We start from the raw sequence: 17,054 nt of genomic DNA on the forward strand, positions 1-17,054 counted from the left end.
ACCTGGGGGAGGGTTCAGTCCACACGGGACGGCAGCCGGCGCCGCGGCCGTGGCCCGGGCCACGTCGGCCGCCCTCGGCGAGCAGGCCCCGAAACGGCAGCGGGTACGTTGTGGCCAGCGCGGCAGAAGGAGGAACGGGTGATTCTCGGTTTCGCGGTGGCGGTGGCGGTGTGCGCACTGCTGGTCGCGCTGTGGAGCTTCCTGCAGGCCGCGCGCAAGCGGCTGCCGGACACCCCTCTGCTCGTCGCGCTCGGTGTGGTGGAACTGCTGCTCGTGGCTCAGCTCGTGGTCGGCGTCGTGCTGCTCGTGAGCGGTGAGAAGCCCGGCAGCCTCGCCACGTACCTGGCCTACCTGATCGGCAGCCTGGTCATCCTGCCGGTCGGCGCGGCGTGGGCGCTGGCCGAGCGAAGCCGGTCGAGCACGGTCGTGCTCGGCATCGCCTGCCTGGCCATCCCGGTGATGGTGCTGCGACTGAACGAGGTGTGGAGTGGAGCAAGCGCGTAAGACGGCCACGGGCCCGGGCCGGGTGCTGGTCGCGGTCTACGCGATCTTCGCGCTGGCCGCCGCGTCGAGGGCACTCGTGCAGATCTTCACGAAATACCACGAAGCGCCGCTGGCCTACGTGCTCTCGGCCTTCGCCGGCGTGGTCTACATCCTGGCCACGGTCGCCCTCGCCCTCGGCGGCGAGCGCTGGTGGCGGGTGGCGCTCGTGTCGTGCAGCGTCGAGTTCATCGGCGTGCTCGTGGTCGGCACGCTCAGCATCTTCGACCGCCAGGCCTTCCCGGACGCCACGGTGTGGTCGGTCTACGGGCAGGGCTACTTCTTCATCCCCGTGGTGCTGCCGCTGATCGGCCTGTACTGGCTGTGGCGCACGGCGCCCAAGCGCGTCTCGGCCTGACCGGCCTCAGGAACACTACGCAGAACTGCACGTAGCCGTCGATCCTGCGGAAAACAGGTACCCCCTCGGCTACTTTCGTCGGTTCCGGCTCGCCTCGGCGCGCCCTGATGATCAGGGCTCCTCCGAGTCCCCACCGGAACCCCGCGGCGAAATCCGCCGCAGAAACGAGCGAACATGCGTCTGCGCACCTGTTTGCTGCTGCTCGCGTCGGCCACCCTGGCCCTCGTCGGCGCCGCACCCACCCTGGCTTCCCCGAACCAGCCCACGATCGTCGCGGGGGTTTGACGCGGCCGGGTCCGCAGCCTGCGAAGACTCGTCCGCTATTCGCGAAGACCCACCCGGCGCCGCTCCTGCTTGTGGTGAGTGGCGCCGGGGCCAATGTCCCGCACCGCCGTACCCCCGAGCGACGGCGGACCGCCTCGACTGGCGAGCGACTCGCGCTGCGCGCCCACCTCTCGCGCAAGCCGCCGTCGCCGGACCAGTCGCGAACTTCCTGCGACAGCATCGCCAGCTCCGGGGGAGACCTCTCCGGGACAGACCCCACCCTCCCGAGGGGGGCGTCCCCAAATCCATTCTATCGGCGACTCCCGACAAAAAACCTGGTCAGCGGCGGGCGAGGGCGAGTTGTCCACAACCCGGGCGAGTGATTGCATCGTTGCGGCTGACCGCTCGGAGCGGCGCTGACCAGCCGGAACCCCGCCGACTGCTCGGAGCGGCGCTGACCACCGAAATCCCACCGACCGCTCGGAACCCGACTCACCGAGCACCACAACCCACACCTCCACCAACCCACTCCTCCACCAACCCACAAACAGCAACCGGGAAGCCTCACCGCCCCTCAGTGGTTACCCCTGACACAAGCCACTGCGGAACGAGGAGACCATGGCCCAGCCCACGCAGAAGATCCCCGGCCCCGACCACCCGATCACCGTCGAGGTCAACCCGGCTCGTGTGGTCGTGAAGCTCGGCGACGCGGTCATCGCCGACACCACCCGCTCGCAGGTGCTGCGCGAGTCCACCTACCCGGCCGTGCAGTACATCCCGCGCGAGGACGTCGACTTCTCGGCTCTCGAGCGCACCGAGCACCACACGTACTGCCCCTACAAGGGCGACGCGTCCTACTACTCCCTGACCCCGGCCGGCGCGCGAGGCGACAACGCCGTCTGGACGTACGAGGAGCCTTACGACGCGGTGTCCCCGATCAAGGACCACGTCGCGTTCTACGCCGACCGCGTCTCGATCGAGGAACTGCCCGGATGACGAGAAGGAAACCGGGTGTGGCGTTCAAAGACAGAACGCCACACCCGGACACTCAGCGCGTCACAGTCAGCTGAGCCGACCCCGTGACACCACCACTCGTCACCGAAATGGTCACCACTCCCGCACGCCGCGCCGTAACCTTCCCGGTCGCCGCGTCCACCGAAGCGACCCGCGAGTCGCTCGACGACCACACGTGCGAGGCCGGGTCGGCGATCGGCATGGTGACCGCCGGCAGGTTGTCGCCGCCGACTTCCGCGCCCACGGCCGAAGCGACGCCCGACGCGCCCGTCCGGAGAGCAGGCACAGTCACCAAGATCGACGACAGCACCGGCTCCACCGAGAACTGCACGTCACCGCGAGCGGTGTGCAGCAGCACGAAGTGGTAGATGCCGCCCTCGTCCGAAGGCGCGTACGCCGGCATGCCGAGGTCCGCGATCGTCAGCTGCGGAATGCCGCCGGCGGCCGGCGACGTCGGGTTGCCCAGCGGGTCGATCACCTGGTCGGCGAACCCGCGCGCGTGGCCGTAGAGCATCACCACGTGCTTGTCCGGGTGCGTCTGCTGGTAGCGCTGCACCAGCCGCACGTACATGCGTGCTTCCCACCGGTCGCTGAACTGGCTGTTGGCCACCGGGTGCGGGTCGTACGCCGGCATGTGCGTGGTCACCAGCACGGTCTGCGAAGAAGCGTCCGTGAGCTGCTTGACCAGCCACGGGTACTGCTGCTCCACCGGCGTCTGGAACGAATCCGACGCCTGCAGGCTGCCGTGCGCGTTGTCGGTCACGATCACCTGCGCGTCGCCGGCGCGGTACGCGTAGTGCGTGGCGCCGAAGACCTGCGCGAAGTTGCCGTTTTCCGGCAGCACGCCCTGGCTGATCTCGTGGTTGCCCACCACGTCGTGGTACGGCACGCCCAGTGCGGCGATCTTCTGCTGCGCGAACTGGAGATCGGGCACCGCGCCGTCGTCCGACATGTCACCCAGCGCCTGCACCGAAGACGGCCGGGCCTGCGAAGGCAACGTCGGCAGCCGGCTCTTGATCGTGTCCATCACGTGAGCCGAAGCCGAACCCGGGTCGCTCGCCACCAGGTGCGCGTCGTCGCCCAGCAGCATCGTGGAGCCCGACCGCGAGAAGTCCGCGGCGTTCTCCGAGAACTTCAGCCACGACGGGTTCTTCGGAATCGCCTGGTACGGCGGCGCGACCAGTGGCCGCGGTGAGTACAGCGCCTGCAGACCGCTCACGTTCAGCGTGCCCGACGTCGTCTGGCTCGGGTTGATCGTGAGGAAGTCGACAAAGCTGATCCGCAGCGGGAAGTTCAGCCCCGGCGGCAGCGTCGCGATGGCCAGGCGCCAGTCCTTCCACGTCACCGTGGTCGGGTACAGCGTGGTGGTGGCGCCGTCGATGCCGATGTACGACTCGGCCAGCTGGATGCCGGTGCCGTCACCCTTCACCCACACGCCGATGCCGGTGGGGTTCTGCCCGTTGGCGTTGGCGCCGGCCGTGATCGTGGCCTTCGGCGACAGCACGAGCTGCTTCACGCCCGAGCCCGCGGGCATCGTGTAGGTCAGCTGAGTGGAGCCCGAAGCCGTCGAACCCGGCGGCACCACGCCCGGGGCGGCGACCATGGTGGCCGGCTGACCCGTGGTGTTGCGCAGGTTCCACGCGGCCGGGTCGCTGAAGTCGTTGAGCTCCTGCGACACGCTGCCGATGGCCACGGTCGCGGTCGCCGTGACGCCGCCGACCTTCGCGGTCACCTTCTCCAGACCGGAGTTCACCGCGTCGGCCGTGAACATGCCGGACTTGTCGACCGTGCCCAGCGAAGCGTCGCTCACCGACCACGAAGCCGCCGCGGCCGGAATGACGACCGCGGTGCCCGTGGACGTCGAGCCGGACAGGGTGAACGTCTGCGTCCCACCGTTGTTCAGGTCCGGGTCGGTCGGCGAGATCTGCAGCGACCCGAGCCGGTCGACGACCCGCAGCGGCTGCACCGAAACCGCGATGCCCGCGTGGGCGATCAGCACGCCGACGCCCGCGTGGCCGGCGGTGAACTGGCCGTCCTTCCACGAGCCGAGCGTCGAGGGCACGACCTGCACGGACGCCTTCTCGCGCGCGGGGTTGCCGAGCGAGTCGAGGCCGAACGCGGGCACCGGCACGGTCGCGCCGGGCACGGTGTCCACGCCCTGGCCGCCGTTCACGACCATCGTGCGCGCGAAGCCGGGCGCCTGCTCGGTCGAGTAGAGGAACAGGCCGTTGGCGACGGGCCGCTCGTGGCCGTCCGACGGGTTGTTCGTCACCGAGACGGCCGGGTCACCCGGCTTGCGGGCCGCCATCTCGGTGGAGCCGCCGCCGTCGAAGAGCACGGCGTTGTACGCGCCGTGGGCCACCATGTAGCCCGCGACCTGCGCCGGCGTCACGCCGAGCGCCGCGCTGGCGCCGAGGCGGCCGTCGAGCGTGGCGATGATCGTGTGCTTGCCATCCTTGCTCACGCCGACCACGGTCTCGGGGTTCACGCCGCCCGGCGGGTTGCCCGTCGGGTCGTCGTACACCGCGCCGTCGCGCACGAGCATGGTCGAGCCGGACAGCAGCTGCTTGAGGCCACCGGTGTCGGCCGTGACCGAGACCGAGTCTCCACTGTGGACGGTTGTCGAGAGCCACGTGCCACCGGCGCCGCCGCCGAGGAGGCCGAGCTGGCCCTTCGCCAAGTTCGGCACCGCGGTCACGCCGGTCTGCACGGAGTCGGCCACGAACGTGCCGGTCTTGGTTTCATGCCCGAGCACGAGCGTGCTGGCGGGCAGGGCGCTCGCGCCGCCGAGGTCGGGCGTGACCTCGGTGATGCCGCCGGACGCGACGTCGTTGACAACGTTGACGGAGGTCAGGGGAGTGGTGGCCGTGCCATCCTTGATCGAGCCCTTGAACGTCTGCGGACCCAGCACCATCGAGCCGTCGGCGCGCACGCCGAGCTGCGCGTTGAAGTTCGGGCGCGGGCTCTTGAGCAGCTTGCCGTCGGTGATCACGCCGCCGAGCGGCCGGCCGCTGGCGTTGATCTCGAAGAAGTCGCCGTTGACGCCGGCCACCGCGTGGGTGCGCGCGGCCATCGAGCTCACCGTCTCGTCGGCCGGGTTGGTGATCACGTCGCCGGCCTCGACCACGCCGAGGCGCACGTTGGGGTCCGCGAGGTTCACGTCGAGCACCTGCGTGCGCTGGCGGCCGCCGACGGTGTCGTAGGTCTCGGAGTACTGCGTCACGCCGCGCGTGACGGTCACCGGCGGCGTCTTCGTCTGGTCGACGACGAGGCTCCAGTTCGCGGGGGTGGCCGGCAACCACGGCTTGGGCGCCGAGGCCTCCGCCGTTCCGGTGGCCCCGAAGGTGACCACGCTTCCCGCGAGCAGCGCGGCGACCACCGCGCTGCTTCTTCGACTGCGTTTCAAGAAAGCTCCTCGTTCCGGTGCACGGGGATGTGCGCACGTCACCCCAGCACCGCCCCGTGAAAACGAGGTGTCCCGCTGTCGGCGACCAGGGGTGTGCCAGGGAACGGGCGGTTCCAATCCGGGCGAAACGCCGCGTGCGTTGTGCCACACCAGGGCGGATAGCGCAAGTAGCAGCGCTACGTACCCGTGTTACCCACGTCATATCGCTGATACGGGAATGCTCTAGCGCGGATACGGGTTGAGCTGTAACGTCGGTATCACCAGAGCGGAACACGGATACGGGAGAACGAAATGACCAGCACCGAGACCACCACCACCCCGCGCGTCGCGATCGTCACCGGAGGTTCGGGCGGCATCGGCCGCGCCGTGGCCAAGAAGCTCGCCGCCGACGGCATGCAGGTGCTCGTGCACTACTCGGGCGGCAAGGACCGCGCCGACGCCGTGGTCGAGGAGATCGTCGCCGCCGGCGGGGTGGCCAGCGCGGCCAAGGCCGACGTGACCGACGAGCACGAGGTCGCGGAGCTGTTCGACGAGGTCGAGAAGCGCTTCGGCGGGGTCGACGTGGTCGTGCACACGGCCGGCATCATGCCGCTCTCGCCGCTGGTCGACCTGAAGCTCGACGAGTTCGACCGCATCCACCGCATCAACGTCCGCGGCACGTTCGCGGTCGACCGCGAGGCGCTGCGCCGGATGCGCGCGGGTGGCGCACTGGTCAACATCTCCACTTCGGTCACGAAGCTGCAGCAGACCGGGTACAGCGCGTACGCCGCGTCCAAGGGCGCCGTGGAAGCGATGACCCTGATCCTGGCGCGCGAGATGCGCGGGCGTGACATCACGGTGAACACCGTGTCGCCCGGCCCCACGGACACCCCGCTGTTCACCGACGGCAAGCCGCAGGAGCTCATCGACCGCATCGCGAAGCAGACGCCGGCCGAGCGCATCGGCCGCCCCGAGGACGTCGCCGAGGTCGCCGCGTTCCTCGCCGGCCCGGGCCGCTGGGTCAACGGCCAGATCATCCACACCAACGGCGGAGCCATCTGAGCCTGCTTCTCCCCTCAACCCCCACCTGCTGCTTCTGAAGGAGAACCACCATGTCCCAGACCGTCGTGATCACCGGTGCTTCCAGCGGCTTCGGCGCCCTCACCGCCCGCGCGCTCGCCGACCAGGGCCACACCGTCTACGCCGGCATGCGCGAGACGACCGGCCGCAACGCCCCGCAGGTGCAGGCGGCGGCCGACTACTCCGCCGCGCACGGCGTGGACCTGCGGGCCATCGAGCTCGACGTGAACTCCCAGGACTCGATCGACGCGGCCGTCGCGCAGATCGAAGCGGAGCGCGACAAGATCGACGTGCTGATCCACAACGCCGGCCACATGGTCACCGGCCCGGCCGAGGCGTTCACGCCGGAGCAGCTCGCCGCGCTGTACGACGTGAACGTGCTCAGCACCCAGCGCGTGAACCGCGCGGTGCTGCCCGGCATGCGCCGCCGCGGTGAAGGTCTGGTGGTCTGGGTTTCCAGTTCGAGCGTGAAGGGCGGCACTCCGCCTTATCTCGCGCCGTACTTCGCCGCCAAGGCCGGCATGGACGCGCTCGCGGTGAGCTATTCGACCGAGCTCACCCGCTGGGGGATCGAGACGTCCATCGTGGTCCCGGGTGCGTTCACCTCGGGCACCAACCACTTCGCCCACTCGGGCCGCCCCGCCGACGACGGCGTGGTCGCCGAGTACGAGACCAAGTACGCGGGCCTGATGGAGCAGGTGTCGGGCAAGCTCGCCGCCCTCGAACCGACCGACGCCGACGCGTCCTCGGTCTCGGCCGAGATCGCCCGCATCGTCGGCCTGCCCCGCGGCGAGCGCCCCTACCGCGTGGTGATCGACCCGTCCGACGACGGTTCGGCCGAGGTGTCGGCCGTCGCCGACCGCATCCACCGCGAGTTCTACGAGCGCATCGACCTGGTGGATCTGCTCACGATCCGCAAGTGACCAGCGTTCGAAGGGAGGGCAGCCGCGCGCCGGCTGCCCTCCCTTCGTGGTGTCTGGGGACTACGGCAGCCGGATGTGCGGGTTGCGGTCGGCGCCACGGGGAAGCCCAGGTGTGGCGCGCCTGTTGAGGGTTCCTTGCTGCCGGCACCGCGCGCACGGTCGAGGCGGGCAGGCCGAGCCGCCCGGCGATCTGGACCGGTCCCAGCCACTTGCGCCACCGCAGCCCTACGACCGCCCGCCCTTCACCCGCCTCTACAACAGGCCGTCACCGGTCACCTCAACTCGGGACAACCTCTCTGGACATCGGTAGCTACGGCAGCCGGATGACGATCCCGGTCAGTCCACTCAGGACGCTCGCCACGCCGGCCCGCACCGCCGCGGCCGCTCGCGCCGGGGTGAACGACGTCGGATCCGCGCCGGTCGCCGTGTTCAGGCCCGCGCCGCGGAAGGTGGCGCCGGTCCAGTTGGCGGCGGTGACGTTGCCGGTCGGCTCGGCGAGCTCGGCACCGAGCACGAGGAACTGCCGCTCGAGGTGGCTGGCCGTCACGAGGGTGAGGGCGTCGACGAGCTCGCCGCCGGCCGTGATCACGAGGTCCGGCGCGAGGTTCACGGCCTCGAGGATGCTGTCGGTGTGCCGGCCGGCGTCGTTCGCGGTCACCACCTTCAGACTCACCTTCTCCTGCGCCGCCCAGTCCTTCACCGCACCGACGAGGGTCTTCGTCTGCGGGTCGTCGCCGGCGGTCAGCAGCACCACGCGGTAACCCGGCGCCGGGTGCACGCCGTCCCACGAACCGGGCCGCGGCCTGATGGTCGCTTCCGGAGTCGGTGGCGTACTGGTGAATCCCTGACCGAGCACGCCCACCGCGGCGGGTACGGGATGTGGTTTCGACCAATCGTCGGCCGCGCCGCACCCGCTCAGCAGCAGGGCCGTGAGCGCGCCGACGGCCACGAGTCGTGAACGCAAACCGGATCGTCCCTTCGGGACAGCGATGGGCAGGTCGGCCTCCTTCCTACCTGATCCGGGGCCCGATTCCGATGTGCCGCTTTGTTCCGTCGGAATCCGGTCGTCGCATGTTCGTCCTCCCTCCGCCGGTTGTTCGCCTGGGCCCAGCAAAGTGCGCTCCGAACACTCGGAAAGAGGAGCCCATGTCCCGCCGCATCAGAAGTTTCGCCCGCCTGGCAACAGTTCTCGTGGTGGCCGCGCTGGCGGTTATTCTCGGTACTTCCGCCGCGTCCGCACACGGGTTTTCGTCGGTGGTCTACGCCGACATCACCTCGCCGGGCTCCGGGCAGGTGCGCGCTCAGCTCGGGCTCGAGTACGACCTGCTGGTGGTTTCGGCCGCCGACGCCGAGCGCGACGACCCGCTGTTCCGCCAGGGCACTGCTGCGTTCGACGCAGAGGATTCGGCCGCTCAGGCGAAAGCGCTCGACGCCCACGCGGCCACCGTGCTCAAGTACGTGACGGAACGCTTTCACGTGAGCACGGAAAGTCCGTGTGCGCCAACACAAGACGGCGGTGTCCACATCGAACAGCGCGAAGGCGTGCCCTACGCGATGCTCACCCTCGACTACCGCTGCGAACGCGCCGACGCCCACGAGGTGCGCAGCGCGCTGTTCCCCGACACCGAGGGTTACGTCCGCGACACCAAGACGGTCGTCACCTACGACCTCGACCTGACCTCCGGCAGCGCCGCGCTCGACGCGCACCAGCCGTCCTTCTCCACGCAGCAGTCGTTCGGGCAGCGCTTCTGGGAGTTCTTCCGCCTCGGCGCCGAGCACCTGCTCACCGGTCTCGACCACATCCTCTTCCTGCTCGCGCTCATCGCCGGCTCGCGGCGCCTGCGTGAGATCGTGCTGGCCGCGACCACGTTCACCCTCGCGCACTCGGTCACCTTCGTGCTGGCCGCGCTCGGCCTGGTCAAGGTGCCCGCCGAGATCATCGAACCCCTCATTGCGCTGTCGATCGCGGTCGTCGCGGCCTGGCCGCTGTGGCGGCTGTGGCGCCGGCGCGGCGGTGTCGCGGAGCCGGAGCTGCTGGGTGACGGAAAGTTCAGCCTCGACCGCGCCGGCTGGATCCGGCTGGCCGTGGTGTTCTGCTTCGGCCTCTGCCACGGGCTCGGCTTCGCTTCGGCGCTGGGCATCGACACCGCGTTCTCCTGGACGCTGCTGTGGTCCCTGCTCGTGTTCAACGTCGGCATCGAGACCGTGCAGCTCGCGATCATCGCGATCGTGTTCCCGCTCCTCGTGCTGGTGCGCCGTCAAGGCCGCCTCGCTCCACAGTGGACCACCGGGCTGATCGCCGCCGCCGTGTCCGTCATGGGCCTCACCTGGTTCGTCCAGCGCGTCGCCGCCGGTTGAGCGGACCAGGTCTTCGAGCGCGGTCAATCGCTTCTTCGGGCGAAGTTCACTTACCGCACACCAAGGGCGGAAAAGCTGCCAATCGGTCTTCCCGACCCAATGACCCGAAAGGGAACGCAACTCCGATGAAACCTTCCAGATCCGGGCGGAACCTCGCCTTCGGCATCGCGACCGTGGGCGTGAGCCTCCTGCTCGCGTTCGGCAACGGCTCGGCCACCGCCGCGACGTGGACGCCGGCCCCGCCGGCCAAGGCGGGCAGCATCGTCCTCGGCGTCGGCGCCAAGGAATCGCAGCGGGTGCTCTCCTGGTACACCGCGACCAACGCCGACCAGACGGTGGAGCTGGTCCCCACCAACTGGCTCAACCACGGCAACTTCCCCACCAACGCGAAGAAGTTCGCGGCGGTCGTGGGCAGCAACGCCGTCAACGGTGGCTTCAACGCGCACGCCACGCTCGACGGCCTGCAGCAGAACACGGCGTACTCCTACCGCATCGGCAACGGTGACGGCTGGTCGCCGACGTACAGCTTCAAGACCCAGTCCTTCAAGGGCGACTTCGACTTCCTGTTCTACGGTGACCCGCAGATCGGTTCGTCGGGCGACGTCGCGAAGGACGGTGCCGGCTGGGCCGACACCCTGAAGGTGTCGCTGGCCGCGAACCCGAACGCCGAGCTCCTCGTCTCGGGTGGCGACCAGGTCGAGACCGCCAACACCGAGGCGGACTGGGACGCGTTCCTCGGCTCGGACAAGCTGCGCCAGTACCCGTGGGCCGCCACCATCGGCAACCACGACGTGGGCGGCAAGTCCTACGAGCAGCACTTCTGGACGCCGAACACCGACCGGTCCACGCCGTTCTACAACGGCTCGCAGAACACCAACTCCGGTGGCGACTACTGGTACACCTACAAGGGTGTGCTGTTCATCGACCTGAACAGCAACGCCATCGCCAACGGCTCGGACGACGCGCACATCGCGTACGTCACCGACGTGATCAAGAAGCACGGCAAGGACGCCAAGTACACGGTGCTCGTGTACCACCACGCCATCTACTCGCCGGCGGATCACGCCAACGACGGTGACAACCAGCAGCGCCGCAAGGACTTCCCCACGGCGTTCTCCAACCTGGGTGTCGACCTGGTGCTGCAGGGCCACGACCACAGCTACTCGCGCAGCTACGTGCTCAAGAACGGCCAGAAGGCCAACCCGGCCGAGCAGCCCGGCGCCACCTCGGTGACGCAGGGCCCGGGTGGCGTCGTGTACGTCACGGCCAACTCCGCGTCGGGGTCGAAGTACTACGACCTCACCGACCCGGACGTGACGAAGGACCCGAACTACGGTCCCGACCCGCTGAACCCGACCAACCACTACGCCAACTCCGTCGAGAACCAGGAGCACGTGCGGACGTATGTGAAGGTCCAGGTGCGCGACGACAAGCTGCAGGTGTCGGAAGTCCGCAGTGGTGACTGCTCCGCCCCGAACGCGGCCGTCGAGCGCGGCAACGTCAAGTGGTGCGGTCCCAACGACGGCGCTTCGCCCGCCGGCAAGGTCGGCTCGCTGGTCGACCAGGTCGTCATCCACACCAAGGGTGACAACGGCCACGGCAACGACGGTCACGGCAACGGTGGCAACAGCGGAAGCGGTGGCCACGGCAACGACGGCCACGGCCACGACGACCACGACGGGCCGTGCTGGCTGAGCGAGACGCTCGGCAAGCTCGGTTCCACGCTCACCTCGTTGAGCTGACCCGGCTGATCGACCAGGCAGGGGCGGGTGCTCGCCGGCGCCCGTCCCTGCCGCCCCTTTTCGCTCACCTCACCCCGAGGACCACAGATGCGCATCCCGCTCACCCGCGCGATCACCGCGGTGCTGCTCGCCGCCGGGTTCGCCGGCGGTCTCACCGCCGCGGCGCTGCCCGCCGCCGCCCAGGACGCCCCTTCCCCGGACGCCGCACCCTGGGCCGTGAGCACCGCGGCCAACGAGTTCGGCGCCGACCGCGTCAACTACAGCTACACCGTCGACGCGGGGGAGCAGGTGCACGACGGCCTCAAGGTCGTGAACAACGGCACCGCGCCACTGGACCTGGCCGTGTACACCGCCGACGCCTTCACCCGGCCCGACGGGCAGGTCGATCTCCTGTCACGGGACAAGAAGTCGGTCGGCGTCGGCGCCTGGGCGCACGCGAGCGGTGACCACGTGAAGCTCGGGCCCGGCGAATCGGCCGACGTGCCCTTCACCCTCGCCGTGCCCGCCGGCGCCAAGGCCGGTGACTTCCTGGGCGGCATCGTCACGTCGGTGCAGGAGGGCAGCGTCGAGCGCCGTCTCGGCATCCGCATCCGCCTGCGCGTGGGCGGGGACCTCGCCCCGGGCCTGTCGGTGGAGGACGCGAACGTCGACTACTCGGGCACGCTGAACCCGTTCGGTTCCGGCGACGCCACGCTGTCGTACACGATCCGCAACACCGGCAACGCCATCGTCGCCGCCCGGCAGAGCGCCACCGTCGCCGCACCGTTCGGGCTGGGCCGCACGGCGTCGGCGCCGATCCCGGACGCGCCGCAGCTGTTGCCGGGCGAGACCTGGCACGTGACGGTGCCGGTGCCCGGGGTGGTGCCGGGCGTGCGCGTGGACGCCGACATCTCCCTCACGCCGCTGCTCGCGGACGCGGCCGGCTCCATCGCGCCGCTCGCCGCGGTGTCGGGCTCGACCGGCGGCTGGGCCGTGCCGTGGACGTTGCTGGTGCTGATCGTCCTGGTGGTGCTGGCGGCGGTTTTCCTGCTTCGCCGGCGCCGCAAGTCCCCGGTGGACCCGGAGGAGAGCCCCGTCGAGGAGGACTCCTCCGTGTCCGTGTGACCGGAGAGACGCGGGCGTTCAGAGGTTCGGGTGCGCCTGCGCCCAGGGCGCCACGCTCTCGAACGCCTTCGCGGCCGAGAACACCGTCTCGTCGTCGTAAGGCTTCCCGACGATCTGCAGTCCCGTCGGCACGCCTGACGAGCTGAAGCCCGAGGGCACCGTGAGCACCGGGCACTGGCTCAGCAGGTTGAACGGATAGGTCAGCGCCCACGCGAGGTAGGCGTCGACCGGTTTTCCGTTGATGGTGAAGGACTTGTCGTCGTTCTGGTGGTTCGCGGCCAGCGCGGGCACGGCCTGCGTCGGGCACACCACGAGGTCGTGGTTCGCGAACACGGCCGCCAGCTTCGTCCACATCTTCGTGCGCACGAGTTCCGTCTTCTTCACGCGCACGTGGTCGAGCTGCTGTCCCTGCAGGATCAGCTGCCGCACGAACGGGTCCATTTTGTACTGCCACTGCGGGATGTGCTCGCCTGCGATGGCGGCGAAGAGCCCCTGCCAGTGCGTCACCCAGGCGTCGTACGTGCTTTCGTCCCAGCCGAGGTCGACTTCTTCGACGATGGCGCCGGCGTCGGCCAGCTTCGCCACGGCGACCTCGGTCAGCCGCGCCACCTCCCGGTCGACCTCGACGTACCCGAGGTCCGGCGAGTACGCGATGCGCAAGCCCTCGGCCGAGCCCGGTCCGGCGGGGATCGTCACGCGTTCGCGCAAGGTCGTGATGTCGTCGGGGTGCTGGCCGGAGACCACGTTCTGCGCGAGCGCGACGTCGCCGACCGTCCGGCCGAGCACACCGACGTGCACGATCGCCTCGAACATCGTGTCCAGCAGCGCCGACGGGTTGCGCCCGAACGGCGCCTTGTACCCGACGATTCCGCACGACGACGCCGGCATCCGCAGCGAGCCGCCGCCGTCGTCGCCGCCGGCCAGCAGGGTCATGCCGGTCGCCACCGCCACGGACGAGCCGCCCGACGAGCCACCGCTGCTGAAGTCGAGGTTCCACGGGTTGCGCGTGATGCCGTAGAGCGGGCTGTGGCAGTGGCCGCAGTGTGCGAACTCCGGCGTGGTGGTGCGGATGTGCATGATGGCGCCGGCGTCGAACATGCGCTGCATCGCCGGCAGCGTGTGATCGGCTTCCACGCCTTCGAAGATCTTCGAACCCCACGACGTCGTCACGCCCTTCACCGGGTGGAGTTCCTTCACGGCGAACGGAATTCCTTCGAGCGGGCGCGCGGTGCCGTCGCGGTAGCGCTGGTCGGCTTCGGCGGCCTGGCGGCGGGCCTGGTCGTAGAACCGGTTGGTGATCGCGTTCACGTGCGGGTTGACCTCTTCGCAGCGCTCGATCACGGCGGCCATGAGTTCGCTGGGCGCCAGGCTGCGCTCGGCGAACCGGCGGAGGGCGACTTCGGCGGGCAGGTAACAGAGGGACTCGTCAACAGCGGCGGTGCTGCTCATCGCGGTGCCCTTCCTGTTCGGCTGGGGGATTCGCTCGACGGTAGGACACCCGGCGGTCATGACACAAGGTTTCCTATCGTCAACCGTGTATCATTATGAGACACTTCAACGAGATGAGAGGCTTGCCCGCGTGAGGACTCTGCGGATGCTGCGGCAGGAACGCGGCTGGACGCTCGACGAGCTGGCCCGGCGGACCGGTCTCACGAAGTCGTACCTGTCCAAAGTGGAGCGCGGGAACAGCACGCCGTCGATCGCCGTGGCGATCGGGCTCGCGGAAGCGCTGGACGTCGACGTGACGCAGCTCTTCGGCGACGCGCGCGACAGCGCCAACCTCGAAGTCCGCCGCGCCGGCACCGAAAGCGCGCCGACCGTGCCCGACGCCGGGTCCGGCTTCGTGCACCTCGCCGGCGGCGTGGTCGGCAAGCAGATGCTGCCGTTTTTCATCTACCCGCCGACCACCGAGGTCGAGTGCGTCTACCGCGCGCACTCCGGCGACGAGCTCATCCTCGTCCGCTCCGGGGAGATCGAGCTGCGCTTCCCGGACCGCACGGAACGCCTGGCGGCCGGCGACTCCGTGTACTTCCGCGGCGGGATTCCCCACTACGTCAAGTCGCTGAGCCCCGAGCCCGCCGAGGTGCTCGTGGTGATCGCGGCGCCGGAGGGGCAGTCGTGACCCGGCGCGCCCTGGCCGTGCGCCACGTGGCCTTCGAAGACCTGGGCCTGCTCGAACCGCTGCTGCGCTCGCGCGGCTACACCGTCGACTACCTCGACGCCGGCCTCGACCCGATCACGCCGGAGGTCCTGGCGGCTCCGGACGTCGTGGTCGTGCTCGGCGGCCCGATCGGCCTCGGTGACCTCGACGCGTATCCCTTCCTCGCCGGCGAACGCGCCGCCCTCGCCGCCCGGCTCGCCGCGGGCCGGCCCACGCTCGGCATCTGCCTGGGCGCGCAGCTCATCGCGTCCGCCCTCGGCGCCGCCGTGACCCCGACCGGCAAGAAGGAGATCGGCTACGCGCCGCTCAGCTTCACGCCCGCCGGCCGCGCCTCGCTGCTGGCCCCGCTGGCCGACGTGCCCGTGCTGCACTGGCACGGCGACCAGTTCGCCATTCCCGCCGGCTCGGTCACGCTGGCCGAGACCCCGGGATTCCCGTACCAGGCCTTCCGGCCGGCGCCGGGCGTGCTCGCGCTGCAGTTCCACCTCGAAGCCGACCACACGCGCCTGGAACCGTGGCTGATCGGCCACGCCGTGGAACTCGCCGCCGCGGGCGTCGACCTCGATCGCCTTCGTGCCGACGCCGCCGCGCACGGCCCGGCGCTGGCCGACGCGGCGCGCACGGTCTTCAGTGCGTGGCTCGACGAAGCACGTTGAGCTGCGCACACGGCACCCGGTGAAATGACTCACTCCGACCTGACCGAACCCTGGGGTCCGGTTAGCCTGTAACCGAACCCTGGGGTCCGTTTGGAGGAGTCACCTGATCCACGCACGCATCGGCGACGCACTCCGCGAGCTGGTTTTCGATCGCGCCACCGACGTCGACGCCGCCATGGACAAGTACTTCGCCCCCGACTTCAGCCACCGCAACAGCGGCACCGCGCGCTCGCGGGCCGAGCTCGCCGAGATCTACCTCATCGGCCGCTACGCCGAAGACGGCCGGTTCTCTTCGCTCAACGAAGCCGGTTTCCCGGTGGAGCACCCGTGATCCGCCTCGGTGACCCGCCGACGTGCAGGCGTACGTCGCCACTTTCCCGCCCGACGCGATGGTCCGGATGCTCACGCATTCCACGGCCACCGTGCGGCTTTTCATCGAGCAGGCGATGGCCCAGTTCACCGCGCTCGAGCTGTCGCCGCGCCGGCGTGAGCTGGTGATCCTCGCGGTGGCCGCCGAGGTCGACGGTGAGTTCGTGGCCGCGCAGCACGGCCCGATCGCCGCGCGCGAAGGCGTGACCGAAGCCGAGCGCGAGCTCCTCGCGCGCCGGGACTTCGCGGGCCTCGCCGGGCCCGACCGCGTGCTCGTGGAGTTCACCGCCGCGGTGCTCGCCGGGCCGCGGGTGCCCGACGAGCTGTTCGCCGCGGTGCGGGAGTTCCTGAGCGAGCGCGAGATCGTCGAGGTGCTGCAGGTGTGCGGCTACTACTGGACCTTCTCGCGCATCGCCACGGTGCTCGACGTGCCGGTCACAGAGGTGTACGGCCTGTGACCGAACGGAGGCTCGACGCGCGCCGCAACCACGAGCGCGTGCTGTCCGCGGCCGAGGAGGCCTTCGCCGAACACGGCCTCGCGGCGACCGTGCCCGGGATCGCTGAGCGGGCCGGCGTCGGCAAGGCCACGGTCTACCGCAACTACCCGGCGAAGGAAGACCTCGTCTCCGCCATCGCCGACCGCTGGTTCGCGGAGCTGGAGAAGCAGCTCCCGGGTTCAACGCAGGACCCCGTTCGCGCGCTGCACGAAGCCGTGGTCGGCCTCTTCGCCGCGCTTGCGCGAAACCGTCTCCTGGCCGACCTGCTGGCCGAGGGCTCGGCTTCGTCGTCTGCGCGATTGCTCGACCTGCTGGGAAAGCGCGTGGCCGCCGCGCGTGACGCTGGGCAGCTGCGCACGGACGCGAGCGTGACGGATGTGCGGGTGCTGCTGTGCGGCGCCGTGCTGCAGCTGATTCGCCTCGACGTCCGCGATGAAGCCGCATGGCGCCGCTACGGCGAGCTGGTGCTCAACGCCCTGCGCGCCTGACACTCCCCGTCGAGCAGGTTTTTCGCCTCCGCCGCCGGGGCTCGCTAAAATCGCGCGCAGTTGCAGCGGCTTCACCGAGCCCGCCTGCCCCGGTACGACAGGAGAACAGGCGGAG

General features: G+C 69.9%; 16 protein-coding genes. 13 read left to right on the forward strand and 3 right to left on the reverse strand.

The window, feature by feature from the left end; genetic code table 11:
- The first annotated feature begins 138 nt into the window (after positions 1–138).
- From VSH64_RS39155 to VSH64_RS39165, 3 genes are all read left to right on the forward strand, one after another.
- The gene (locus tag VSH64_RS39155; protein WP_326567789.1) at positions 139–504 is read left to right on the forward strand and encodes a hypothetical protein; all 366 of its coding nucleotides are present in this window, start codon (positions 139–141) and stop codon (positions 502–504) included.
- Entirely contained in the window at positions 488–898 is a 411-nt protein-coding gene (locus tag VSH64_RS39160) for a hypothetical protein (RefSeq protein WP_326567790.1), read from the forward strand. Before VSH64_RS39155 ends, VSH64_RS39160 begins: the two co-directional genes overlap by 17 nt.
- An 882-nt stretch (positions 899–1,780) precedes the next feature.
- Positions 1,781–2,158, forward strand: coding sequence for a DUF427 domain-containing protein (locus VSH64_RS39165; protein WP_326567791.1), 378 nt, complete (start codon positions 1,781–1,783; stop codon positions 2,156–2,158).
- A 52-nt stretch (positions 2,159–2,210) separates the two neighbouring features.
- Here the strand turns inward: VSH64_RS39165 and VSH64_RS39170 are convergent, their stop codons facing one another.
- Positions 2,211–5,582, reverse strand: a complete 3,372-nt coding sequence (locus tag VSH64_RS39170; protein ID WP_326567792.1) for a phosphodiester glycosidase family protein — start codon at positions 5,580–5,582, stop codon at positions 2,211–2,213.
- 291 nt (positions 5,583–5,873) lie between these two features.
- On the opposite strand from VSH64_RS39170, the gene VSH64_RS39175 reads away from it, so the two are divergent.
- Both VSH64_RS39175 and VSH64_RS39180 read left to right on the forward strand, forming a co-directional pair.
- A complete protein-coding gene (locus tag VSH64_RS39175) occupies positions 5,874–6,623 on the forward strand; it encodes an SDR family oxidoreductase (protein ID WP_326567793.1) in 750 nt (249 codons plus the stop codon).
- A gap of 50 nt (positions 6,624–6,673) precedes the next feature.
- Positions 6,674–7,564, forward strand: a complete 891-nt coding sequence (locus tag VSH64_RS39180; RefSeq protein ID WP_326567794.1) for an SDR family oxidoreductase — start codon at positions 6,674–6,676, stop codon at positions 7,562–7,564.
- A 310-nt stretch (positions 7,565–7,874) separates the two neighbouring features.
- On the opposite strand, the gene VSH64_RS39185 is transcribed toward VSH64_RS39180, so the two are convergent.
- A complete protein-coding gene (locus VSH64_RS39185) occupies positions 7,875–8,528 on the reverse strand; it encodes a type 1 periplasmic-binding domain-containing protein (protein WP_326567795.1) in 654 nt (217 codons plus the stop codon).
- Between the two features lie 182 nt (positions 8,529–8,710).
- Here VSH64_RS39185 and VSH64_RS39190 point away from each other — a divergent pair, with 182 nt between their 5' ends.
- The 3 genes from VSH64_RS39190 to VSH64_RS39200 all read left to right on the forward strand — a co-directional run bounded on the left by VSH64_RS39190 (position 8,711) and on the right by VSH64_RS39200 (position 12,768).
- Positions 8,711–9,922, forward strand: coding sequence for a HupE/UreJ family protein (locus VSH64_RS39190; protein WP_326567796.1), 1,212 nt, complete (start codon positions 8,711–8,713; stop codon positions 9,920–9,922).
- 125 nt (positions 9,923–10,047) lie between these two features.
- A complete protein-coding gene (locus VSH64_RS39195; RefSeq protein ID WP_326567797.1) occupies positions 10,048–11,664 on the forward strand; it encodes a metallophosphoesterase family protein in 1,617 nt (538 codons plus the stop codon).
- An 87-nt stretch (positions 11,665–11,751) separates the two neighbouring features.
- The gene (locus VSH64_RS39200) at positions 11,752–12,768 is read left to right on the forward strand and encodes a WxL protein peptidoglycan domain-containing protein (RefSeq protein WP_326567798.1); all 1,017 of its coding nucleotides are present in this window, start codon (positions 11,752–11,754) and stop codon (positions 12,766–12,768) included.
- A gap of 18 nt (positions 12,769–12,786) precedes the next feature.
- On the opposite strand, the gene VSH64_RS39205 is transcribed toward VSH64_RS39200, so the two are convergent.
- On the reverse strand, positions 12,787–14,217 hold the full coding sequence (locus VSH64_RS39205; protein ID WP_326567799.1) for an amidase: 1,431 nt from the start codon (positions 14,215–14,217) through the stop codon (positions 12,787–12,789).
- 130 nt (positions 14,218–14,347) lie between these two features.
- Here VSH64_RS39205 and VSH64_RS39210 point away from each other — a divergent pair, with 130 nt between their 5' ends.
- The 5 genes from VSH64_RS39210 (at position 14,348) to VSH64_RS39230 (ending at position 16,939) form a co-directional block, all read left to right on the forward strand.
- Positions 14,348–14,890: a helix-turn-helix domain-containing protein gene (locus tag VSH64_RS39210; protein WP_326567800.1), complete on the forward strand. Its 543-nt coding sequence runs from the start codon at positions 14,348–14,350 to the stop codon at positions 14,888–14,890.
- Entirely contained in the window at positions 14,887–15,585 is a 699-nt protein-coding gene (locus tag VSH64_RS39215) for a glutamine amidotransferase (protein WP_326567801.1), read from the forward strand. The genes VSH64_RS39210 and VSH64_RS39215 overlap by 4 nt, the downstream gene beginning before the upstream one ends.
- A 175-nt stretch (positions 15,586–15,760) precedes the next feature.
- Positions 15,761–15,916: a hypothetical protein gene (locus tag VSH64_RS39220; RefSeq protein ID WP_326567802.1), complete on the forward strand. Its 156-nt coding sequence runs from the start codon at positions 15,761–15,763 to the stop codon at positions 15,914–15,916.
- A 22-nt stretch (positions 15,917–15,938) separates the two neighbouring features.
- Entirely contained in the window at positions 15,939–16,412 is a 474-nt protein-coding gene (locus VSH64_RS39225; protein WP_326567803.1) for a carboxymuconolactone decarboxylase family protein, read from the forward strand.
- On the forward strand, positions 16,409–16,939 hold the full coding sequence (locus VSH64_RS39230) for a TetR/AcrR family transcriptional regulator (protein ID WP_326567804.1): 531 nt from the start codon (positions 16,409–16,411) through the stop codon (positions 16,937–16,939). Before VSH64_RS39225 ends, VSH64_RS39230 begins: the two co-directional genes overlap by 4 nt.
- Positions 16,940–17,054: the final 115 nt, after the last annotated feature.

It is taken from the genome of Amycolatopsis rhabdoformis, assembly GCF_035918295.1.
GTDB lineage: Bacteria > Actinomycetota > Actinomycetes > Mycobacteriales > Pseudonocardiaceae > Amycolatopsis > Amycolatopsis rhabdoformis.